The organism is Streptomyces sp. NPDC028907 (assembly GCF_055564995.1).
This window is the reverse complement of sequence record NZ_JBVHVE010000014.1, coordinates 225,080-241,581: the sequence shown is the minus strand read 5'-3', so window position 1 is coordinate 241,581 and position 16,502 is coordinate 225,080. Positions and strand designations below refer to the sequence as shown.

The following is a 16,502-nucleotide window of genomic DNA, read 5'->3' as shown; positions in this document are numbered from 1 at the left end:
CGGGAATCATCCTGATTGCCGACCGATCATACGGCGATGACCTCGAAAAATACCCCGGGCGCGGACGGCCAATTCTCGTCGGCGTTTTTCACGAGTTCATGAGGAGTCCGCAACTGCGGAGTGCCGCATGCCTGGTGAATGTGCCGCCGGTCACGTCCGCCAGAGTAGCGGGCACCGGGCAGAAGCGGGACGTTATCGATCGCTTCGGCTGGGCATCATCCCACCTGACCCGGGAGACCGGCGGCCGTAACTCGGCCCGCCCATCCGAGGAGGGAAGCTTCGATGGGGGAGAAGGTCGTGGCAGGTCGGTTCGATCTGTCCGATCGCCAGCACTACCGCGAGAAGCTGCGGCGGTGTCTGACGGGCCTGGAGCGGTTGCTGGAGGAGAAGCGGTTCGACCGCCCCAAGAACCTGATGGGGCTGGAGATCGAATTGAACCTCACCGGCGCCGACGGCATGCCGAAAATGCTGAACATGCAGGTGCTGGAGCGGATCGCGAGCCGCGATTTCCAAACAGAACTCGCCATGTTCAATCTGGAAGTCAACATAGCTCCACACCGGCTCGAGGGCCGGGTATTCGACCAGCTCGCGGAGGAACTCCGTACGTCACTGGCATATGCCGACCGAAAAGCCGGTGAGCTCGACGCGGGAATCGTGATGATCGGCATTCTGCCGACCCTCGACCGGGACGACCTGGTCTCCTCGAACCTCTCCGCCGTCGACCGCTACACCCTCCTCAACGACCAGATCGTGGCCGCCCGCGGCGAGGACTTCACGCTCGACATCGACGGCGTGGAGCACCTGACCTGCACCTCCGGCTCCATCGCACCCGAGGCCGCCTGCACCTCCGTACAGCTGCACCTCCAGGTCACCCCGGGCCGCTTCGCGGACGTCTGGAACGCCGCCCAGGCGGTCGCCGCCGCGCAGGTCGCCGTGGGCGCCAACTCGCCGTTCCTGTTCGGACGCGAGCTGTGGCGGGAGTCGCGCCCACCGCTGTTCCAGCAGTCCACCGACACCCGCCCGCCCGAGCTCCAGGCCCAGGGCGTACGGCCGCGCACCTGGTTCGGGGAGCGGTGGATCACCTCGGCGTACGACCTCTTCGAGGAGAACCTGCGGTTCTTCCCGGCCCTGCTGCCGATCTGCGACGACGAGGATCCCCTTGAGGTCATCGACGCCGGAGGCACCCCGACGCTCGCCGAGCTCGTCCTGCACAACGGCACCGTCTACCGCTGGAACCGGCCCGTCTACGGCGTCGCCGACGGCGTCCCGCACCTGCGCGTCGAGAACCGCGTCCTGCCCGCAGGCCCGACCGTCACGGACGTCATCGCCAACACGGCCTTCTACTACGGCGTCGTCCGCGCCCTCGCCGAGGAGTCACGGCCCGCGTGGACCCGGCTCCCCTTCGAGGCGGCCGCCGTCAACTTCGACGCGGCGTGCAAGCACGGCATCGACGCGCGGCTGCGCTGGCCCCGGCGCGGACGGTACGGCGGGACGACCGAGGTCGACGCGGTGAGCCTCGTACGTGACGAGCTGCTGCCGCTGGCCGAGGTCGGCCTCGACGCGTGGGGCGTCGAGCGCGCCGACCGCGACTTCTACCTGGGCGTCATCGAGGAGCGGTGCCGCAGGCGGACGAACGGCGCGTCGTGGCAGGCGGCCACCTTCCACCAGGCCCTGGAGACGGGCCTGAGCAGGGACGCGGCCTTGGCGGCGACGACCCGCCGCTACCGCGAGCTCATGCACCGCGGCGATCCGGTCCACACCTGGCCGGTCGGTCTGCTGGAGCCGGTGCCGCTGGGGTGACGACCGGCGCGGAGCGGTGCGCAGGGGGTGCCTCGCGTCCTGCGCACCGTCGCGTCGAGGGGGTCGACGTCGCCCGGCCCATACTGATCGGGCAAGCTGTGACGTCCCATGACGGTGGTGCCCCTCCCTGTCGCGGATGAGGCGGAAAAACTCACTGGAGGCAGGTGTGCAGGGCGAGGCAGGCCCCATGGCCGAATCTTTTCCGTATGAGCGGCCCTCGCGACGGATCCTCCGTGACGAGACGCTGCTCGTCCTGGGCCTGTCGCTCGGTGCGAGCGGCGTGTCCGCCCTGATCAGCTTTGTCGGCTCGGTCACCAAGCCGGGCGGACTCAAGGACCAGGCGGCCACGCTCAACGCCTCGGCCGCGCCCGGCCGCCCCTGGCTCGATCTCGCGTGGCAGCTGTTCGGGATCACCACAGCCCTGATCCCCGTCGCCCTCGTCGCGCACTTCCTGCTGCGCGAGGGCCGGAGCCTGCGCACCCTCGGCTTCGACCGCACCCGGCCCTGGCCGGACCTCGGCCGGGGAGCGGCCGTCGCCGCGGTGATCGGCAGCACCGGAATCGCCTTCTACCTGGCCGCCCGCGGCCTCGGCTTCAACCTCACCGTGGTGCCCGAGGCGCTGCCCGACGTGTGGTGGAAGTACCCGGTACTGATCCTCTCCGCCCTGCAGAACGCCATCCTGGAAGAGGTCATCGTCGTCGGCTATCTGCTGCGCCGGCTGGGCCAGTTGGGCTGGACGCCCGGCACCGCGCTGGTGGCCAGCTCCGTACTGCGCGGCTCGTACCACCTCTACCAGGGCATCGGCGGCTTCATCGGCAACATGGCGATGGGCGTGGTGTTCGTGTACCTGTACCGGCGCTGGGGCCGGGTCGGCCCACTGGTCGTGGCGCACTCCCTGCTCGACATAGGGGCATTCGTCGGGTATGCGCTGCTGGCCGGGAAGGTCGGGTGGCTCCCGACGGCGTGAGCCGGCTCAGGCGAGCAGCTCCCCCTCGATCACGGTCACCGCACGCCCGCTCAGCAGCGTGCGGTCGCCGCGCAGCTCCGTGCGGACGCGGCCGGAGCGGGGAGAGGCCTGGAGGCCGGTGAGGCCGGCCCGGCCGAGGCGCTCGGACCAGAAGGGGGCGAGGGCGGTGTGGGCGCTGCCGGTGACCGGGTCCTCGTCGATGCCGACGTTCGGGAAGAAGCAACGGGAGACGAAGTCGTGGCCCCGCGCGGGCTCCTCGGCGCGGGCGGTGGCGATGATGCCGCGCTCGGAGTAGGCGCCGAGGGCCCTGAAGTCGGGCGACAGGGCGTGGACGGTCTTCTCGTCGGCGAGTTCGACGAGCAGGTCGCCGACGTTCGGGCCGGTGTCGAAGGCGACGAGCGGCTCGGCGCCCAGCGCCTGCGCGACCCCGGCCGGTATCTCGACGGGCGTGAGCGGGGCGGTCGGGAAGTCCAGCGTGATCGAGCCGTCCTCGCCGGGTGTGGCAACCAGAACCCCGCTGCGGGTGGCGAACCGCACGCGTCCCTCGTGGGCGCCGCCGCTGTGCAGCACATGGGCCGTGGCGAGGGTGGCGTGGCCGCACATCGCCACCTCGGCGACCGGCGTGAACCACCGCAGCGCCCAGTCCGCCTCCCCGCCTTCGGGCAGCCGGTGCGCGAACGCCGTCTCGGCGTGATTGACCTCCATGGCCACGTTCTGGAGCCAGCCGTCGTCCGGGAAGTCGTCGAGAAGCAGGACCCCGGCCGGGTTTCCGGCGAAGGGACGGTCGGTGAAGGCGTCGACGATTCGAATCCGCATGACGCTGACGCTAGGGGTGCGGGGGAGGGGACGGCCAAGGCCAATCCGGGGGCGCTGGACCGATTTCGGGAGGCGTACGGGTGCCGACGGGGTGCGCTCGCCAGTCCTCAGCGTGGCGCGGTGACGGCGTGGCCGACGGCGGAGGCGACGTCCTGGGCGACCAGGGTGGGCCGGTAGGAGTCCTCGGCCCAGTCGCGTCCGTTCGCCACCCACACGCTCCGCAGGCCGAGCGCGTCCGCGCCGGCGATGTCGGCGTGCGGTGAGTCACCGATGACCCAGGCGCCGGTCAGGGGGACGCCGACGGTCGCGGCTGCCGCCCGGAAGATCTCCGGTTCGGGCTTCTTGCGCCCCACGGCTTCGGAGACGACCCAACCCTGGACCAGCTGAGCCAGCCCGGTGTTGCGGATCTTCGCCTCCTGCTGGACGACCCGCCCGTTGGTGACGACCACACACGTCCAGCCGGCGGCCCGGGCTCGTGCCAGTGCCCGGCGGGTGGAGTGCGCCAGGACGACGCGGTCCGCGACGCCCGTGTCGAGCAACGAGCGGATGGCGCTGTCCGGCACCGCGCACCCGTATCGGTCGGTCATGGCCTCGGCCAGCTCGCGGCGCGGGGTGTAGCCGCCGGCGTCCGTGGCCGTCACCCAGCCGAGGTCGGAGGCGGGCAGGCCGTGCTCGGCGAGGAAGCCGGCGACGGCGTCGCGGAACGCCGCGTCCCGGTCGACCAGGGTGTTGTCGAGGTCCAGCAGCAGGAGCGCCATGGCGGCAGTAGAGCACGGGAGGGGGCGTGGGCGTCGACGGAGGGCGTTGACCTGTGACAGCGATGTTGGGTGAGTTGTCATCGAAGTTGGGCCAACGCTAGTTTGTGACACCGAAGTTGGCCGTATTTGAGTCATGCCAGGTGGGGGATGTAGTGGGGGCTCCTGCCCGTGTGTTCGATCAGGCTGCGCTGACAGCTTTTGAGCTGGACTTCCAGGCTGACGGGGTCCGTCGGCGTATGCCGTTGCGTTCATGTTGGGACACGCAGTTCGAGGTGGTTGAGCCCGTACGCGAGTTCAGCTGGCGCAAGGAGGCCCGGGGGTTCGCGGGCTGGTACTACTCGGTGACCACGCGGGATCACGTGGGCTATGAGTCGTGGCTGGAGCGTGACCGCCTGGTCCTGCTGGACCGGGCCCCGGAGGTGGTGGCCATCGCGTCGCAGCCGTTCTGGCTGCACTGGCACGACGGCACGAGGAAGCGCCGTCATGCTCCCGATTACTTCGTCCGGCTGGCCGACGGGCGGGGGCGGATCGTTGACGTCCGTGCCGCGGACGAGATGGACGAGGACACACGCGACGCCTTCGCCGCGACCGAGGACGCCTGCCGGGCGGTGGGCTGGGAGTTCGAGTGGGCGGGGCGGCCCGATCCGGTGTTCATGGCGAATGTCCGCTGGCTGGCCCGTTACCGGCGGGCCCGGTGCGGCCGGCCCGACTGGGTGGCGGACCGGCTTGCGGAAGTCTTCCGTGAGCCGAAGGGCTTGTGGGAAGGGGCCGGACTGGCGGGTGACCGGCTGCAGGTGCTGCCGGTGCTCTTCCATCTGCTGTGGTCCGGCTTGTTGGGAACGGACCTGGTGGGCGGGCTGATGGAGAGGACCAGTCTCGTCTGGACGGAAGGAAGCGGATGGGCAGGCTGAAGCGGCCGTCGGCACTTGTGGCCGGTCAGAGGGTCCAGTTCGACGGCCAGGTGAGAGCGGTTCTCGGGGTCACGGCCCAGGCGGCGGTGCTGGAGGACACGGAAACACCGCACCGGGTGGTCGCCTTGATCGAGCTGTTCGAGGCGGCGGACTTCGAGGTCCTGTTCCAGCCCGAGCGCATGCCGCTGCCGCCGGTCGGGCTGCTGGAGACGTTCCCGCCCGAGGCGGTGAAACAGGCTCTGTGGTGGGAGAAGCACATCCTTGAGGTCGTGCACGGACTGCCGCCGGACGCCGAACCGGGCACGTCTCCGCGGCCCGGCTACGGGCCGGGAACGTCCATGACGTCCCGTGAACGGGTCAAAGCGGAGGAACTGGTCGCCGCCGGCCACCGCGTCGCGGCGAAGACGGTCGGCAACCGGCGCCGCCGCTACCAGGAAAAGGGCCTGGTGGGCCTGGTCGACCTGCGCCCGGTCCGCAAACGCAGGGAATTCGGCTCGGTCCCCGACGCAGTCGTCGACGCGATGCGTCAGGCGATCGGCGAGGCCACTGACACCTCGACCCGCAACGGGGCCTATCTGATCTGGCGGACCGGCGAGATTCTCCGCGAGGCCGACGGCGAGGCGATCGAGCTGCCGACGCAGCGGACCCTCTACCGGCTGCTGGCGAAGCTCACCTCGGGCACCCACACGACGGGGTCCGCCGTCACCCGGCGTTCACAGGCACACGGAGCCGGTGCACCGTTCGGGCAGCTGACGGTGACGGCACCGGGGGAGGTCATGCAGATCGACTCCACCCCGATGGACGTGATGGTCCGCCTCGACAACGGGGTCGTGGGCAAGGTCGAACTGACCGGCATGATCGATGTCGCGACCAGGACGCTGTCGGCCGCGGTGCTGCGGCCCTCGACGAAGTCGGTGGACGCCAGCGTGCTACTGGCCCGCACAGTCACTCCGGAGCTGATGCGGCCGGGCTGGGTGGACGTGCTGAAGATGTCAAGGTCGGTGCTGCCACACCGTCGTCTGCTGTCCCTGGACGAACGCCTGGAGCACGCAGCGGCCAAGCCGGTGATCGTCCCCGAGATGATCGTCTGCGACCACGGCAAGGTGTTCGTCTCGCACAACTTCCGGGCCTCCTGCCGGTTCCTGGAGATCGATTTCCAGCCCACGCACAAGGGCGCGCCCTTCGAGAAGGGCCACATCGAAAAAATGCTGGGCTCCGTCGCGACGCTGTTCGCGCAGTTCCTGCCAGGTCACACTGGACGCAACACCGATCACCGCGGCCGACACCCCGAACGCGAGAACCTGTGGTCGCTGCCCGAACTCCAGGACTTGCTCGACGAATGGATCGTCGCGCACTGGCAGAACCGCCCCCACGAGGGACTCCGCGACCCTGATCACCCCGGCAAGCTGTTCACGCCGAACCAGAAGTACGCGGCCCTGGTGGAGGCATCCGGCTATGTTCCGGTCGCGCTCGGCGGCCAGGACTACATCGAGCTGCTGCCCGCGGCCTGGCGGGCCGTCAACGCCTACGGCATCCGCATCAACAACCGCACCTACGACGCCCCCGAGCTCGGACCGATGCGCCGGCGGAACTCCGGCGTCACCGCCAAACGCGGACTCTGGGAGGTCCACCGCGACCCCTACGACGTCTCCCGTGTCTGGGTACGCAACCACCGCGGAGACGGCGAATGGGTCCAGGCGACCTGGAAATACCTGCACCGGGCTCCGGTCCCCTTCGGTGACCTGGCCTGGGACCACGTCAGCCACCAACTGCCCAAGGCCACCGAGGAAGAACTCGCCAAGGCGGTCGCGGCCCTGCTGACCCGCGCCCACGCCGGTCCCGACCAGCAGGCCCCGAAGAAGGACGGGAAGACCAAGCAGGCCAAGGGCGACCGTCGTGTCGCGGCACGCACCAAGGCCACCGCGCCGCCGACGGCAGCGGCACCATCCCCTTCGGAGCCGAAGAACGAGCCCTCACCGGAAGTGCCGGAGGAGGACGAGGAGACGCTGGCCGAAGTGATCCCACTGGGGCTCTTCGATCCGCTTGAGGACCCCTGGAGACGACCGTGAGCACGCCGCCGGACGACGATCTCGGCCGCTACCTGACAACTTTGCCCGGATGGCGCGAGTTCGTCGCGGTGACGACGAGCGAGGCGATGGCCATGCTGACGCAGGCCGAGTACGACTCCCTGAGCAAAGAAGAGAAGTACGACTACGACGAGGACCGGCTCGGCCATCACGCTCGCCTGCAGGTCGTCGCCACCTCCACGGTCCGGCACACCGTCACCTGCGGCCGCCGCCTGGTCATCCTCAACCGCGGTGCCGTCAGTGCCCGCCGCGGCCTGATGGTCACCGGGCCGGCAAACACGGGCAAGACGATCGCTCTGACCCAGCTCGGCCTGGCCCATGAACTCCAGGACCGCCGTCGGCACCCTGGCCAGGACGAACGCATACCGGTCATCTACATCACGGTCCCGCCCGCCGCGACGCCCCGCATGATCGCCGCCGAGTTCGCCCGCTTCCTCGGGCTGCCCGTCCTGCGAACCTCCAACATCACCGACCTCACCGAAGCCGTCGTCGGCGTCTGCACCAAGGCCCGCACCGGCCTCATCCTGGTCGACGAGATCCACAACATCTCCCTGCACACCCGCACGGGAGCCGAGGCGTCCGACACGCTCAAGTACTTCTCCGAGCGCCTCCCCGCGACCTTCGCCTACGCGGGCATCGACATCGAGGAAGGCGGTCTGCTGTCCGGCACCCGCGGCGACCAGATCGCCGCCCGCTTCACTTCGGTCGCCACCCACCCCTTCCCCTACAACGCGGAATGGAAAGCGCTGGTCGCACAGATGGAAGCCACCCTTCTCCTTCACCAGCACAAACGCGGCACCCTGTCCCGCCTGGACCGCTTCCTCCACACCCGCACCAGCGGCATGATCGGCTCGCTGTCCCATCAGCTCCGCGGAGCCGCCGTCGACGCCATCCTCACCGGCACCGAGAAGATCACCAAAGCCGGTCTCCTGGCCGTCGACCTGGACATCGCCTCCCACCGCAAACGCCCCGGCCGCCCGGACACGGACGCGAGCACGTGACACAGCCCGGCACGAACGGGGAGCCGGTCGCAAGACTCCCGTTCCAGGTCCGGCCGATCGCCGGTGAAGGCTGCTCCGCCTTCATCGTCCGTCTCGCCCGCGCCAACTGCCTCCCGCCCGCCTACCTGCGTCGTTTCCTCGCAAGAATGCCCGGAATCCGCGGCGGCACATCGTGGGAACGGCTCGCTGCCATCACCGGCCGTGACGCCGGCCAGCTGCGGAAGACCCTCGACACAATCAGGTGCAAAGAGTGCGACTCCCCCTTCCAGGTCAACCGGTCGTACGGCAACCTGCCCCACTACTGCTCTGCTCGATGCCGCACTGCCCGAGTCCGCAGATCACAGCTCATGGAACCCTGCCGGATCTGCCAGCAGCCCATGAAGGTCCAGTTCGCCCAGCGCTACCGGTACTGTTCCTCCGCCTGCCGCCGAGCGGCCTACATCGAACGCCAACTCCGCAAGAAGAACGCCTCTGAGCAGGACGAACACCCAATCTGCGACGCCTGCGAGAAACCCCTGCCGTCGAACTCCCCGGCCTCCGAACGCACCTGCTCACAGAAGTGCAAGGACCAGGTCACCCGCTGGGGCTGGATGATCGAGGACTACGGGCTTCCTCTGCCCTCAGGAACGTGCGCGTTCTGCGGAAGCCCAATGGCGACAAAATCACCGGCCGACCCACATCGACGCTGGTGCAGCCGTCGATGCCGCACATGGGCATCCCACGGACACGACCCGGCCACCTTCTTCAACCCGCTGATCTGCGAACAATGCCAGAAGCCATTCGAACGCCACGCAGACGGCAGGGACCGGCGCTGGTGCTCACTCACGTGCTACCGGCTGTCCCGAGGATGGCCTGAACAACCGAAGGCAAAGGAAGGTGGCCCATGTTCGGTGTCACAAACAGAGCAGTAGCCCATCTTCGCTGACACGAACCGTCGTCGACTCAGCTTCAGTGACAACTGACCCAAGATCGCTGTCACGCGTCAGGCGTGGACGCCGGCGGGTCTTGCTATGCGAGCTGTTCCGATATATCGTTGAGGCATCGCGACAGATCAACGATGGAATGGAGTGATTGCGATGCGTTCCCATGGATTCGAGCGTGGGCATGGTGGACACGGTCACCACGGCCGAGGCGGTTTCGAGGGCCTTCGCGGTGCGTTCGGGCCCTTCGGTCCGGGCGGGCCGGGTGGTTTCGGTGGGCCTGGATTCGGGCCCGGCCCCTGGGGGCCGAAGGGCGGCCGGGGCGGTGGCCCGCGAGGGAGGGCGCGGCGCGGTGATGTGCGTGCCTCGATCCTCGCTCTGCTGAAGGACCGCCCCATGCACGGCTACGAGATGATCCAGGAGATCGCCGAGCGCAGTGGCGGGGCGTGGAAGCCCAGTCCCGGCTCGGTGTACCCCACCCTCCAGCTGCTGGAGGACGAGGGCCTGATCGTCAGCGAGAGCGAAGGCGGCAAGAAGCTGTTCTCGCTCACGGAGTCCGGCCGCGAGGCGGCCGAGGCGGGGCCCGAGGCGCCCTGGGAGGAAGCCTCCCGCGGTGTCGACTGGGAGGCCCTCGGCGAGATCCGGCAGGCCGGCTTCGGTCTGATGGAGGCCTTCGGGCAGGTCTGGAAGACGGGCAGCAAGGAGCAGCGCGAGAAGGCGCTCACCGTCATCAACGACGCCCGCAAGAGGCTGTACCTCATCCTCGCCGATGAGGACTGAGCCAGGTCGGCGGCCGGTCCGCCCCGAGTGAAGGCGCCCCGTGGGCTGAACCGCGGGGCGCCTTCGTGTGCGGTGTGCCGCGTGTGCGGCCAGGGTGTTCAGGGTGAGTGCCGGCCGGGGCCAGGGGTGTGCGCCGAGGGCGCTCAGGTCACCAGGCCCGCCAGCTTGCGCAGTGACTCGTTCAGCGCCGCCGTGGCCGAGTCCTTGAGCTTGCCCGCCATCAGCGACACGGCCGCGCCCGTGAACTCCCCGTCGATCCGCACCGTCGTGGCGCCCCCGTCGCCGACCGGCGTCAGTGTGTAACGCGTGGCCACGGTCACCGCCATCGGCCCCTTGCCGCGTATGGCGAGTACCCGCGCCGACTCAAGTTCCTCGATGGTCCACTCGACCTCGGCCGGGAAGCCCATCAGCTTCATGTTCTCCTGGAAGGTCCCGCCCACTTCGAGGGCCGAGGGGCCGCCGCCCGGAAAGCTGGTGTGGGTCGCGTTCCACTGGCCGTACGCCGACCAGTCCGTCAGCTGTGCCCAGACCTTCTCGGCCGGTGCCTCGATGCGTGCCTCCGCGCTGACTTCGGCCATGCGACCACCCCTTCGTCTCGGGCTACGGTGTCGCGGAACGTAGCCCTGGGGCCTGGAACATTCAATACTGATGAACCGTCAGAAAATGTGGAGACGCCCAGAGGGTCCAGGGCAAGGCGGCGCGCGCCCCTTGGGGGTGTTCGGCGTGATCTCCTCCGTAGGGAGGAGATATCGGCCGTCGGAGTCCACTCTGTGTGGGACGCGAAAATGCTTCCTCCCGGGGATGACCCGGCTCGAAGTGGTTGATGGGGTAGGGGATGTGCAACCCCGTATTCCCCGGCAGTCGGCCCAGGAGCAGGACTTTCGGCGTCCGGCCGCCACCGCGGACGATGCCGGGCTCAGCGACGAGCTGGCAGCGGTGGTCTCGGGTGCCCGTCGCCGGGCGGTCAGGGACGGGGACCGGCAGATCGACACGGCCCATCTGCTGCACTCGCTCCTGGAGCACGACCCCGAGGTCTACGCCGTCCTCGGTGACGGCCCCCAGATCGCACGTCTCCTCGGCTACCTCGTGCAACGCACCATCGGCTACGGCCTGCGCTGGCAGGGCACCGTCGAGGACTCCGGTGCCGTACCCGTGATGAGGGACGGCGAGGGCTTCTCCCCGCTGGCCGCGAGCGCGATGGAACACGCCTCCCGACGGGCCGCTGGGCGCGGTGACCCGCAGGCCCGCGGCGTCGACCTGCTCGCGGCGATCGTGGCGGACCCGCAGGCGCGTGCCGTCGAGGTGCTCACCCGGGCCGGCGTCGACACGACCGCGCTGCGGGCGCGGACCGGCGAACCACGTGACGAGTACGTCGGCGGCGGTGGCGTCGGCGATGGCGGGGCCGGGGGCGGCGACACGGCTCGCTAGGGGCGACGTCCCTCGCCCTCCCTGTCCACTCGGCGAGACAGGTGCCATTGGGGATGACGCTCATGTCATCGCCTGTCATCATGTGCCCGTGCGCATGTCTGAGAGCAGTGGGGCCGGCCGGGGCAAGGGCGTCGGGCTAGGTCTGGCGATGGGTTCGGCGGTCGCCTTCGGTGGATCCGGGGTCGCGGCCAAGCCGCTGATCGAGGCGGGGCTCGACCCGCTCCACGTGGTGTGGCTGCGTGTGGCGGGCGCGGCTCTCGTGATGCTGCCGCTCGCCGTGCGCCATCGGGCACTTCTGCGTCGCAGGCCCGCGCTGCTCGCCGGGTTCGGACTGCTCGGCGTGGCCGGCGTCCAGGCCTTCTACTTCGCCTCGATATCCCGCATCCCGGTCGGTGTCGCGCTGCTCGTCGAGTACCTCGCCCCGGCGCTCGTCCTCGGCTGGGTGCGGTTCGTGCAGCGACGGCCCGTCACGCCCGCCGCCGCGCTCGGTGTCGTCCTCGCGGTCGGCGGGCTCGCCTGTGTCGTCGAGGTCTGGTCGGGGCTGAGCTTCGACGCGCTCGGCCTGCTTCTCGCGCTCGGCGCCGCCTGCTGCCAGGTCGGCTACTTCGTCCTGTCCGACCAGGGCAGCGACTCCGGCGCCGACGCCCCCGACCCGCTGGGCGTCATCGCGTACGGCCTCCTGGTAGGCGCGGGCGTCCTCACGGTCGTGGCACGCCCCTGGACGATGGACTGGTCCGTGCTGGGCGGCACCGCCCAGATGAACGGCACCCCGGTCGCGGCGCCCCTGTTGCTGTCCTGGATCGTCCTGGTCGCGACCGTCATCGCCTACGTCACCGGCGTCGTCTCCGTACGCAGGCTCTCGCCGCAGGTCGCCGGTGTCGTCGCCTGCCTCGAAGCGGTCATCGCGACCGTCCTCGCCTGGATCCTGCTCGGCGAGCACCTCTCCGCCCCGCAGCTGGTCGGCGGGGCGATCGTCCTGGCCGGCGCCTTCATCGCGCAGTCGTCGGCGCCCGCTAAGGGCTCCCCCGAGCCGGTGGCGAGCGGCGGGCCGGAAAGGGATTTGTCCACCCGCTCGACGCTCGCATAAGGTGCCGAACATGCCTTCGACGCTCGTTCTTCCGCCTCCGGCCGCCTGAGGCGGGCCCTCCGGAACACGCCCGGCATCACGCCGGGCGGAACGGTGCTGCCCGCAGACGAAGTCCACGGACCCCGCTGAGCCGCGGTCCTTCCAGAACTTCTGCATGTCTGCGGAGAGAAACTCGTGTCGAACGCTGCTGTCTCCGGCCTGCCCATCGGGCGTGGCCTTCTCTGTCTGATCGTCGCAGGTGCCGCCTGGGGCACCGCGGGCGCCGCCGCCTCCCTGGTCTACCGGGCCAGTGACATGGGGCCGATCGCCCTGTCCTTCTGGCGCTGCGCGGCCGGCTTCGCGCTGCTGCTCGCCGTCCACCTTCTGCGCCCGCGCCGCCTTCGGGTCACGGGTGTGTCCGAGCCCTTCGGCCGCAAGGCGCTGCGGGCCGGGGTCACGGGCATCGGGCTCGCCGTGTTCCAGACGGCGTACTTCGCCGCCGTCGACGTCACCGGGCTCGCCGTCGGCACCGTCGTCACCCTCGGCGCCGGCCCCGTGTTCATCGCGCTCGGCGCCCGGCTGGCCCTGGGCGAGCTGCTCGGCCGTGGCGGCGTAGCGGCCGTCGCCGGCGCGCTCACCGGTCTCGCGGTGCTGGCACTCGGCGGCGAGGGCGCGACCGTACGGCCGTGGGGTGTGCTGCTGGCGCTGGTGTCGGCGGCCGCTTACTCCGCGATGACCCTGCTGACCCGCAAGTGGGGCCGCGACGGCGGGGCCGACGCCGCCAGTACGTCGCTGTGGGCCTTCGCGGTCACCAGCCTGAGCCTGCTGCCCTTCGCTCTCGCCGAAGGCCTCGTGCCGCACACCACCGAACCCGTCCGGCTCGTCTGGCTCCTGACGTACATCGCGGCGGTCCCCACGGCTCTCGCGTACGCCCTCTACTTCGCGGGCGCGGCCGCCGTACGGTCGGCCACCGTGTCCGTGATCATGCTGCTGGAGCCGGTCAGCGCGACGGTGCTGGCCGTCGTCCTCCTCGGCGAACACCTGACGACCCCGACCCTGGCGGGCACCCTGCTGATGCTGGGGTCGGTCACAGGGCTGGCCGTGGCGGAGGCGCGGGGCGCGAGGCAGTTGCCGGCGTGACGCCCGAGGAGCCCCGCACCCCACGGGTGTGGGGCTCCTCGCGTGCCGTCGACGACCCGCAACGCGCTGCTGAGCCCCTTCGCTCAGGCCGGGCGTCGGCGAAGCAGATGCTCGCGCGCCTCGACGTCACCCGGGCCGGCCCGCTGTGTCAGCCGCACCGCGATCCGGTCCTGGACGTCCTCCGTCCGCTTGCCCGCGTACTTGAACTTGGCGCGGACGCCGGTGACTTCGAGGCGGAGGCCTCGAATGCCGGACAGGAGACGGCCGAACGGAGCCTCACCGACCGCCACTTCAACCGAGCCGCCCTCGGGCTGGAAGTGGCCGACCTGGTGGTTGAGCAGCTCGGCCTTCTCGGCCGGGTCGTCCACGACATGGGCGCGGCAGCGGAGTTGGACGGCCGCGTAGAAGCTGGTCGGCACACCGTGCTCGGACGGGACGTCAGGGTCCGCCTGCCAAGGGCCGGGCACATAGACGTAGTCGTCGACCACGCTCAGCACGACCTCGGGGTTCGCCAGCAGCGCGGGCCACATCGGGTTGGGCCGGGCGAGATGGGTGACGGCCTCGCCGCGCTCGCCGTCGTACGCGAAGTGCAGCGGCTGGACGTGCGGCGGTTCGCCGTCCAGGCCGTTGACGACGAGCTGCCCGAAGTCGTGGTCGGCCAGCCACCGCTGCCACTCGGCGTCGTCGTGGGGCGCGTCCCAGGGGTGGATCAGCATCACAGGGCCCCCAGGTAGGCGGGGAGCTCGGTGCCGGGGGCCAGGTCGGGGTCGCCGACCGGCGTGTCGTACCCCTTGCGCAGCGGGACGACGCCGGCCCAGTGGGGAAGGGCCAGGTCCTCGGGCTCGTCGTTGACGCCGCCGGTGCGGAGCTTGGCGGAGACCTCGTTCAGGTCGAGGCGGATGACGGCGGTGGCGGCCAGCTCCTTCTTGTTGGCGGGCCGCGAGTCACGGGAGCGGCCCGCGACGACGTGATCGACCAGCGCGTCCAACGCCACCCGCTTCTCCTCCGGGTCCGTCACGTCGTACGCGGTGCCGTGCACCACCACCGAGCGGTAGTTGATCGAGTGGTGGAACGCCGAGCGGGCCAGGATCAGCGCGTCGACATGTGTGACCGTCAGACACACCGAAAGCCCCGGGTCCGCCTGCCCGGTCATCCGCAGCGGGCGCGAGCCCGTCGAGCCGTGCACGTAGAGCGTCTCGCCGACCCGGCCGTACAGCGTGGGCAGCACGACCGGCGCGCCGTCGCGGACGAAGCCGAGGTGGCAGACGTAGGCCTCGTCGAGTATCGCGTGCACCAGTTCCTTGTCGTACGACGCCCGGTTCGGGGAACGGGTGGGGACGGTGCGATCGGTCGGCGTGTAGGCGGCGGCCGTCGATGTCGACGTCTCGGTCCCCTGCATGACGGTCTCCCTTGGGTTCTGGTGCGCTCTTGCACTGTTCATTGCACTAGTGCATAATCTGCTTTGTGCTAGGAGGATATCGGATCGAAGGGCGACGCGCAGCGGAGATTGCGGCGAGCGTCGAGCGTGCGGTGGGTGCCGGTGAGCTGGAACCGGGTCAACTCCTTCCACCTATGCGGGAGTTGGCGGTCGAGCTAGGCGTGAACCCCAACACCGTGGCGGCCGCCTACCGCATCCTGCGCGAGCGCGGGGTCATCGAGACGGCCGGGCGGCGGGGCAGTCGAGTACGGCCCAAGCCGGCCACGACCGCGCGCGAGTCCATCCGGGTGGACGTACCGGAGGGCGTCCGGGACGTGGCGACCGGCAACCCGGATCCACTGCTGCTCCCACGGCTGGCCCAGGCGTTCGCGGCGGCCGCCGAGCAGAACGACCGCGATCCGGTCATGTACGGGGACCCGGCCGTGGAACCGGACCTGGCGCGCGCCGCGCGGGCGGCGTTCGACGCCGACGGCGTTCCGGACGGGCCGATCGCCGTCACCTCGGGCTCGCTCGACATGATCGAGCGCGTCCTCGCGGCCCACCTCAAGCCCGGCGACACCGTCGCCGTCGAGGACCCCGGCTGGGGCAGCCTGCTCGACCTCGTCCCGGCCGTCGGGCTGCGGACGGACCCGGTCGGCGTGGACGACGAGGGCCCTCTTCCGGAGGACGTGTGCCGGGCCCTGGAGGCGGGGGCGCGTGCCCTGATCGTCACCGGCCGGGCGCAGAACCCGACGGGAGCGGTCGTGAGTGCCGCACGCGCGCGTGCCCTGCGTTCCGTGCTGAAGGCCCACCCGGACGTCCTGCTCATCGAGGACGACCACGGCCACGGCATCGTCGACCTGCCCCTGCACACCCTGGCCGGCGCCACCCGTGCCTGGGCGTTCGTCCGCTCGGCCGCCAAGGCCTACGGCCCCGACCTGCGCCTCGCCGTGTTCACCGGGGACCCCGTCACCGTCGACCGGGTCCGCGGCCGCCAACGTCTCGGCCCCGGCTGGGTCAGCCGCCTCGGCCAGCGGGCCCTGGTCCGGCTGTGGGCCGAGGGAGCCGTTGACCCGAAGGCCGTGTCAGCGGCGTACGCCGCCCGCCGGGACACTCTGATCGCGGCGCTGTCGGACCGGGGCATCACCGCCCACGGCCGCAGTGGCCTCAACGTATGGGTCCCGGTCCCCGACGAGACGGGCGCCGTCTCCCGTCTCCTGCACGCGGGGTGGGCCGTGGCTCCGGGGGCCCGCTTCCGCATGAGCGCACCGCCCGGCATCCGGATCACCGTCGCGACGCTTGCTGCCGAGGAGGTGGCCCCACTGGCAGATGCGGTGGCGAAGGCGGTGGCTCTGGCACCGGAAAGGGGTTACGTCTAGACAGGGATGGGTGCAGCCGACCCCTTTTCGTT

At 70.4% G+C, this 16,502-nt stretch carries 15 protein-coding genes; 10 read left to right on the top strand and 5 right to left on the bottom strand.

Features of this window, described 5'->3' with window-relative positions; genetic code table 11:
* The first annotated feature begins 282 nt into the window (after window positions 1–282).
* Entirely contained in the window at window positions 283–1,800 is a 1,518-nt protein-coding gene (locus tag ACZ4UU_RS35560) for a glutamate-cysteine ligase family protein (protein WP_471907518.1), read from the top strand.
* Between the two features lie 187 nt (window positions 1,801–1,987).
* On the top strand, window positions 1,988–2,767 hold the full coding sequence (locus tag ACZ4UU_RS35555) for a CPBP family intramembrane glutamic endopeptidase (RefSeq protein ID WP_471907517.1): 780 nt from the start codon (window positions 1,988–1,990) through the stop codon (window positions 2,765–2,767).
* 6 nt (window positions 2,768–2,773) lie between these two features.
* On the opposite strand, the gene ACZ4UU_RS35550 is transcribed toward ACZ4UU_RS35555, so the two are convergent.
* Both ACZ4UU_RS35550 and ACZ4UU_RS35545 read right to left on the bottom strand, forming a co-directional pair.
* Window positions 2,774–3,583 carry a PhzF family phenazine biosynthesis protein gene (locus ACZ4UU_RS35550; RefSeq protein WP_471907516.1) on the bottom strand — a complete coding sequence of 270 codons (810 nt, stop codon included), beginning with the start codon at window positions 3,581–3,583 and terminating at the stop codon, window positions 2,774–2,776.
* A gap of 107 nt (window positions 3,584–3,690) precedes the next feature.
* Window positions 3,691–4,341 carry an HAD family hydrolase gene (locus ACZ4UU_RS35545; RefSeq protein ID WP_471907515.1) on the bottom strand — a complete coding sequence of 217 codons (651 nt, stop codon included), beginning with the start codon at window positions 4,339–4,341 and terminating at the stop codon, window positions 3,691–3,693.
* A 236-nt stretch (window positions 4,342–4,577) separates the two neighbouring features.
* Here ACZ4UU_RS35545 and ACZ4UU_RS35540 point away from each other — a divergent pair, with 236 nt between their 5' ends.
* The 4 genes from ACZ4UU_RS35540 to ACZ4UU_RS35525 all read left to right on the top strand — a co-directional run bounded on the left by ACZ4UU_RS35540 (window position 4,578) and on the right by ACZ4UU_RS35525 (window position 10,040).
* Window positions 4,578–5,252, top strand: coding sequence for a TnsA-like heteromeric transposase endonuclease subunit (locus ACZ4UU_RS35540; protein ID WP_471907514.1), 675 nt, complete (start codon window positions 4,578–4,580; stop codon window positions 5,250–5,252).
* On the top strand, window positions 5,240–7,321 hold the full coding sequence (locus ACZ4UU_RS35535) for a transposase (protein ID WP_471907513.1): 2,082 nt from the start codon (window positions 5,240–5,242) through the stop codon (window positions 7,319–7,321). The genes ACZ4UU_RS35540 and ACZ4UU_RS35535 overlap by 13 nt, the downstream gene beginning before the upstream one ends.
* Window positions 7,318–8,340, top strand: coding sequence for a TniB family NTP-binding protein (locus ACZ4UU_RS35530; protein WP_471907512.1), 1,023 nt, complete (start codon window positions 7,318–7,320; stop codon window positions 8,338–8,340). The genes ACZ4UU_RS35535 and ACZ4UU_RS35530 overlap by 4 nt, the downstream gene beginning before the upstream one ends.
* A gap of 1,076 nt (window positions 8,341–9,416) precedes the next feature.
* A complete protein-coding gene (locus ACZ4UU_RS35525; protein WP_062723029.1) occupies window positions 9,417–10,040 on the top strand; it encodes a PadR family transcriptional regulator in 624 nt (207 codons plus the stop codon).
* A 143-nt stretch (window positions 10,041–10,183) separates the two neighbouring features.
* On the opposite strand, the gene ACZ4UU_RS35520 is transcribed toward ACZ4UU_RS35525, so the two are convergent.
* Window positions 10,184–10,618, bottom strand: a complete 435-nt coding sequence (locus ACZ4UU_RS35520) for a type II toxin-antitoxin system Rv0910 family toxin (protein ID WP_471907511.1) — start codon at window positions 10,616–10,618, stop codon at window positions 10,184–10,186.
* A gap of 259 nt (window positions 10,619–10,877) precedes the next feature.
* Between ACZ4UU_RS35520 and ACZ4UU_RS35515 the strand changes: the two genes are divergently transcribed.
* From ACZ4UU_RS35515 to ACZ4UU_RS35505, 3 genes are all read left to right on the top strand, one after another.
* Complete coding sequence (locus ACZ4UU_RS35515) at window positions 10,878–11,468, top strand: peptidase (protein ID WP_471907510.1); 591 nt, start codon at window positions 10,878–10,880, stop codon at window positions 11,466–11,468.
* 94 nt (window positions 11,469–11,562) lie between these two features.
* Entirely contained in the window at window positions 11,563–12,555 is a 993-nt protein-coding gene (locus ACZ4UU_RS35510) for an EamA family transporter (protein WP_471907509.1), read from the top strand.
* Between the two features lie 174 nt (window positions 12,556–12,729).
* Entirely contained in the window at window positions 12,730–13,674 is a 945-nt protein-coding gene (locus ACZ4UU_RS35505; protein WP_471907508.1) for a DMT family transporter, read from the top strand.
* A gap of 83 nt (window positions 13,675–13,757) precedes the next feature.
* On the opposite strand, the gene ACZ4UU_RS35500 is transcribed toward ACZ4UU_RS35505, so the two are convergent.
* The gene (locus tag ACZ4UU_RS35500) at window positions 13,758–14,390 is read right to left on the bottom strand and encodes an FMN-binding negative transcriptional regulator (protein ID WP_471907507.1); all 633 of its coding nucleotides are present in this window, start codon (window positions 14,388–14,390) and stop codon (window positions 13,758–13,760) included.
* On the bottom strand, window positions 14,390–15,073 hold the full coding sequence (locus ACZ4UU_RS35495; protein WP_471907506.1) for a pyridoxamine 5'-phosphate oxidase family protein: 684 nt from the start codon (window positions 15,071–15,073) through the stop codon (window positions 14,390–14,392). Before ACZ4UU_RS35495 ends, ACZ4UU_RS35500 begins: the two co-directional genes overlap by 1 nt.
* Before the next feature lie 65 nt (window positions 15,074–15,138).
* Between ACZ4UU_RS35495 and ACZ4UU_RS35490 the strand changes: the two genes are divergently transcribed.
* Window positions 15,139–16,470 carry an aminotransferase class I/II-fold pyridoxal phosphate-dependent enzyme gene (locus ACZ4UU_RS35490; protein ID WP_471907505.1) on the top strand — a complete coding sequence of 444 codons (1,332 nt, stop codon included), beginning with the start codon at window positions 15,139–15,141 and terminating at the stop codon, window positions 16,468–16,470.
* Window positions 16,471–16,502: the final 32 nt, after the last annotated feature.

What these genes read in the sequence shown, in the direction of transcription:
- ACZ4UU_RS35535 (WP_471907513.1), top strand. Translation starts at nt 5,240, where the DNA reads ATGGGCAGGCTGAAGCGGCCGTCGGCACTTGTGGCCGGTCAGAGGGTC.
- ACZ4UU_RS35520 (WP_471907511.1), bottom strand. Translation starts at nt 10,618, where the DNA reads ATGGCCGAAGTCAGCGCGGAGGCACGCATCGAGGCACCGGCCGAGAAG.
- ACZ4UU_RS35540 (WP_471907514.1), top strand. Translation starts at nt 4,578, where the DNA reads ATGCCGTTGCGTTCATGTTGGGACACGCAGTTCGAGGTGGTTGAGCCC.
- ACZ4UU_RS35560 (WP_471907518.1), top strand. Translation starts at nt 283, where the DNA reads ATGGGGGAGAAGGTCGTGGCAGGTCGGTTCGATCTGTCCGATCGCCAG.
- ACZ4UU_RS35545 (WP_471907515.1), bottom strand. Translation starts at nt 4,341, where the DNA reads ATGGCGCTCCTGCTGCTGGACCTCGACAACACCCTGGTCGACCGGGAC.
- ACZ4UU_RS35550 (WP_471907516.1), bottom strand. Translation starts at nt 3,583, where the DNA reads ATGCGGATTCGAATCGTCGACGCCTTCACCGACCGTCCCTTCGCCGGA.
- ACZ4UU_RS35510 (WP_471907509.1), top strand. Translation starts at nt 11,563, where the DNA reads ATGTCTGAGAGCAGTGGGGCCGGCCGGGGCAAGGGCGTCGGGCTAGGT.
- ACZ4UU_RS35495 (WP_471907506.1), bottom strand. Translation starts at nt 15,073, where the DNA reads ATGCAGGGGACCGAGACGTCGACATCGACGGCCGCCGCCTACACGCCG.
- ACZ4UU_RS35500 (WP_471907507.1), bottom strand. Translation starts at nt 14,390, where the DNA reads ATGCTGATCCACCCCTGGGACGCGCCCCACGACGACGCCGAGTGGCAG.
- ACZ4UU_RS35525 (WP_062723029.1), top strand. Translation starts at nt 9,417, where the DNA reads ATGCGTTCCCATGGATTCGAGCGTGGGCATGGTGGACACGGTCACCAC.
- ACZ4UU_RS35555 (WP_471907517.1), top strand. Translation starts at nt 1,988, where the DNA reads ATGGCCGAATCTTTTCCGTATGAGCGGCCCTCGCGACGGATCCTCCGT.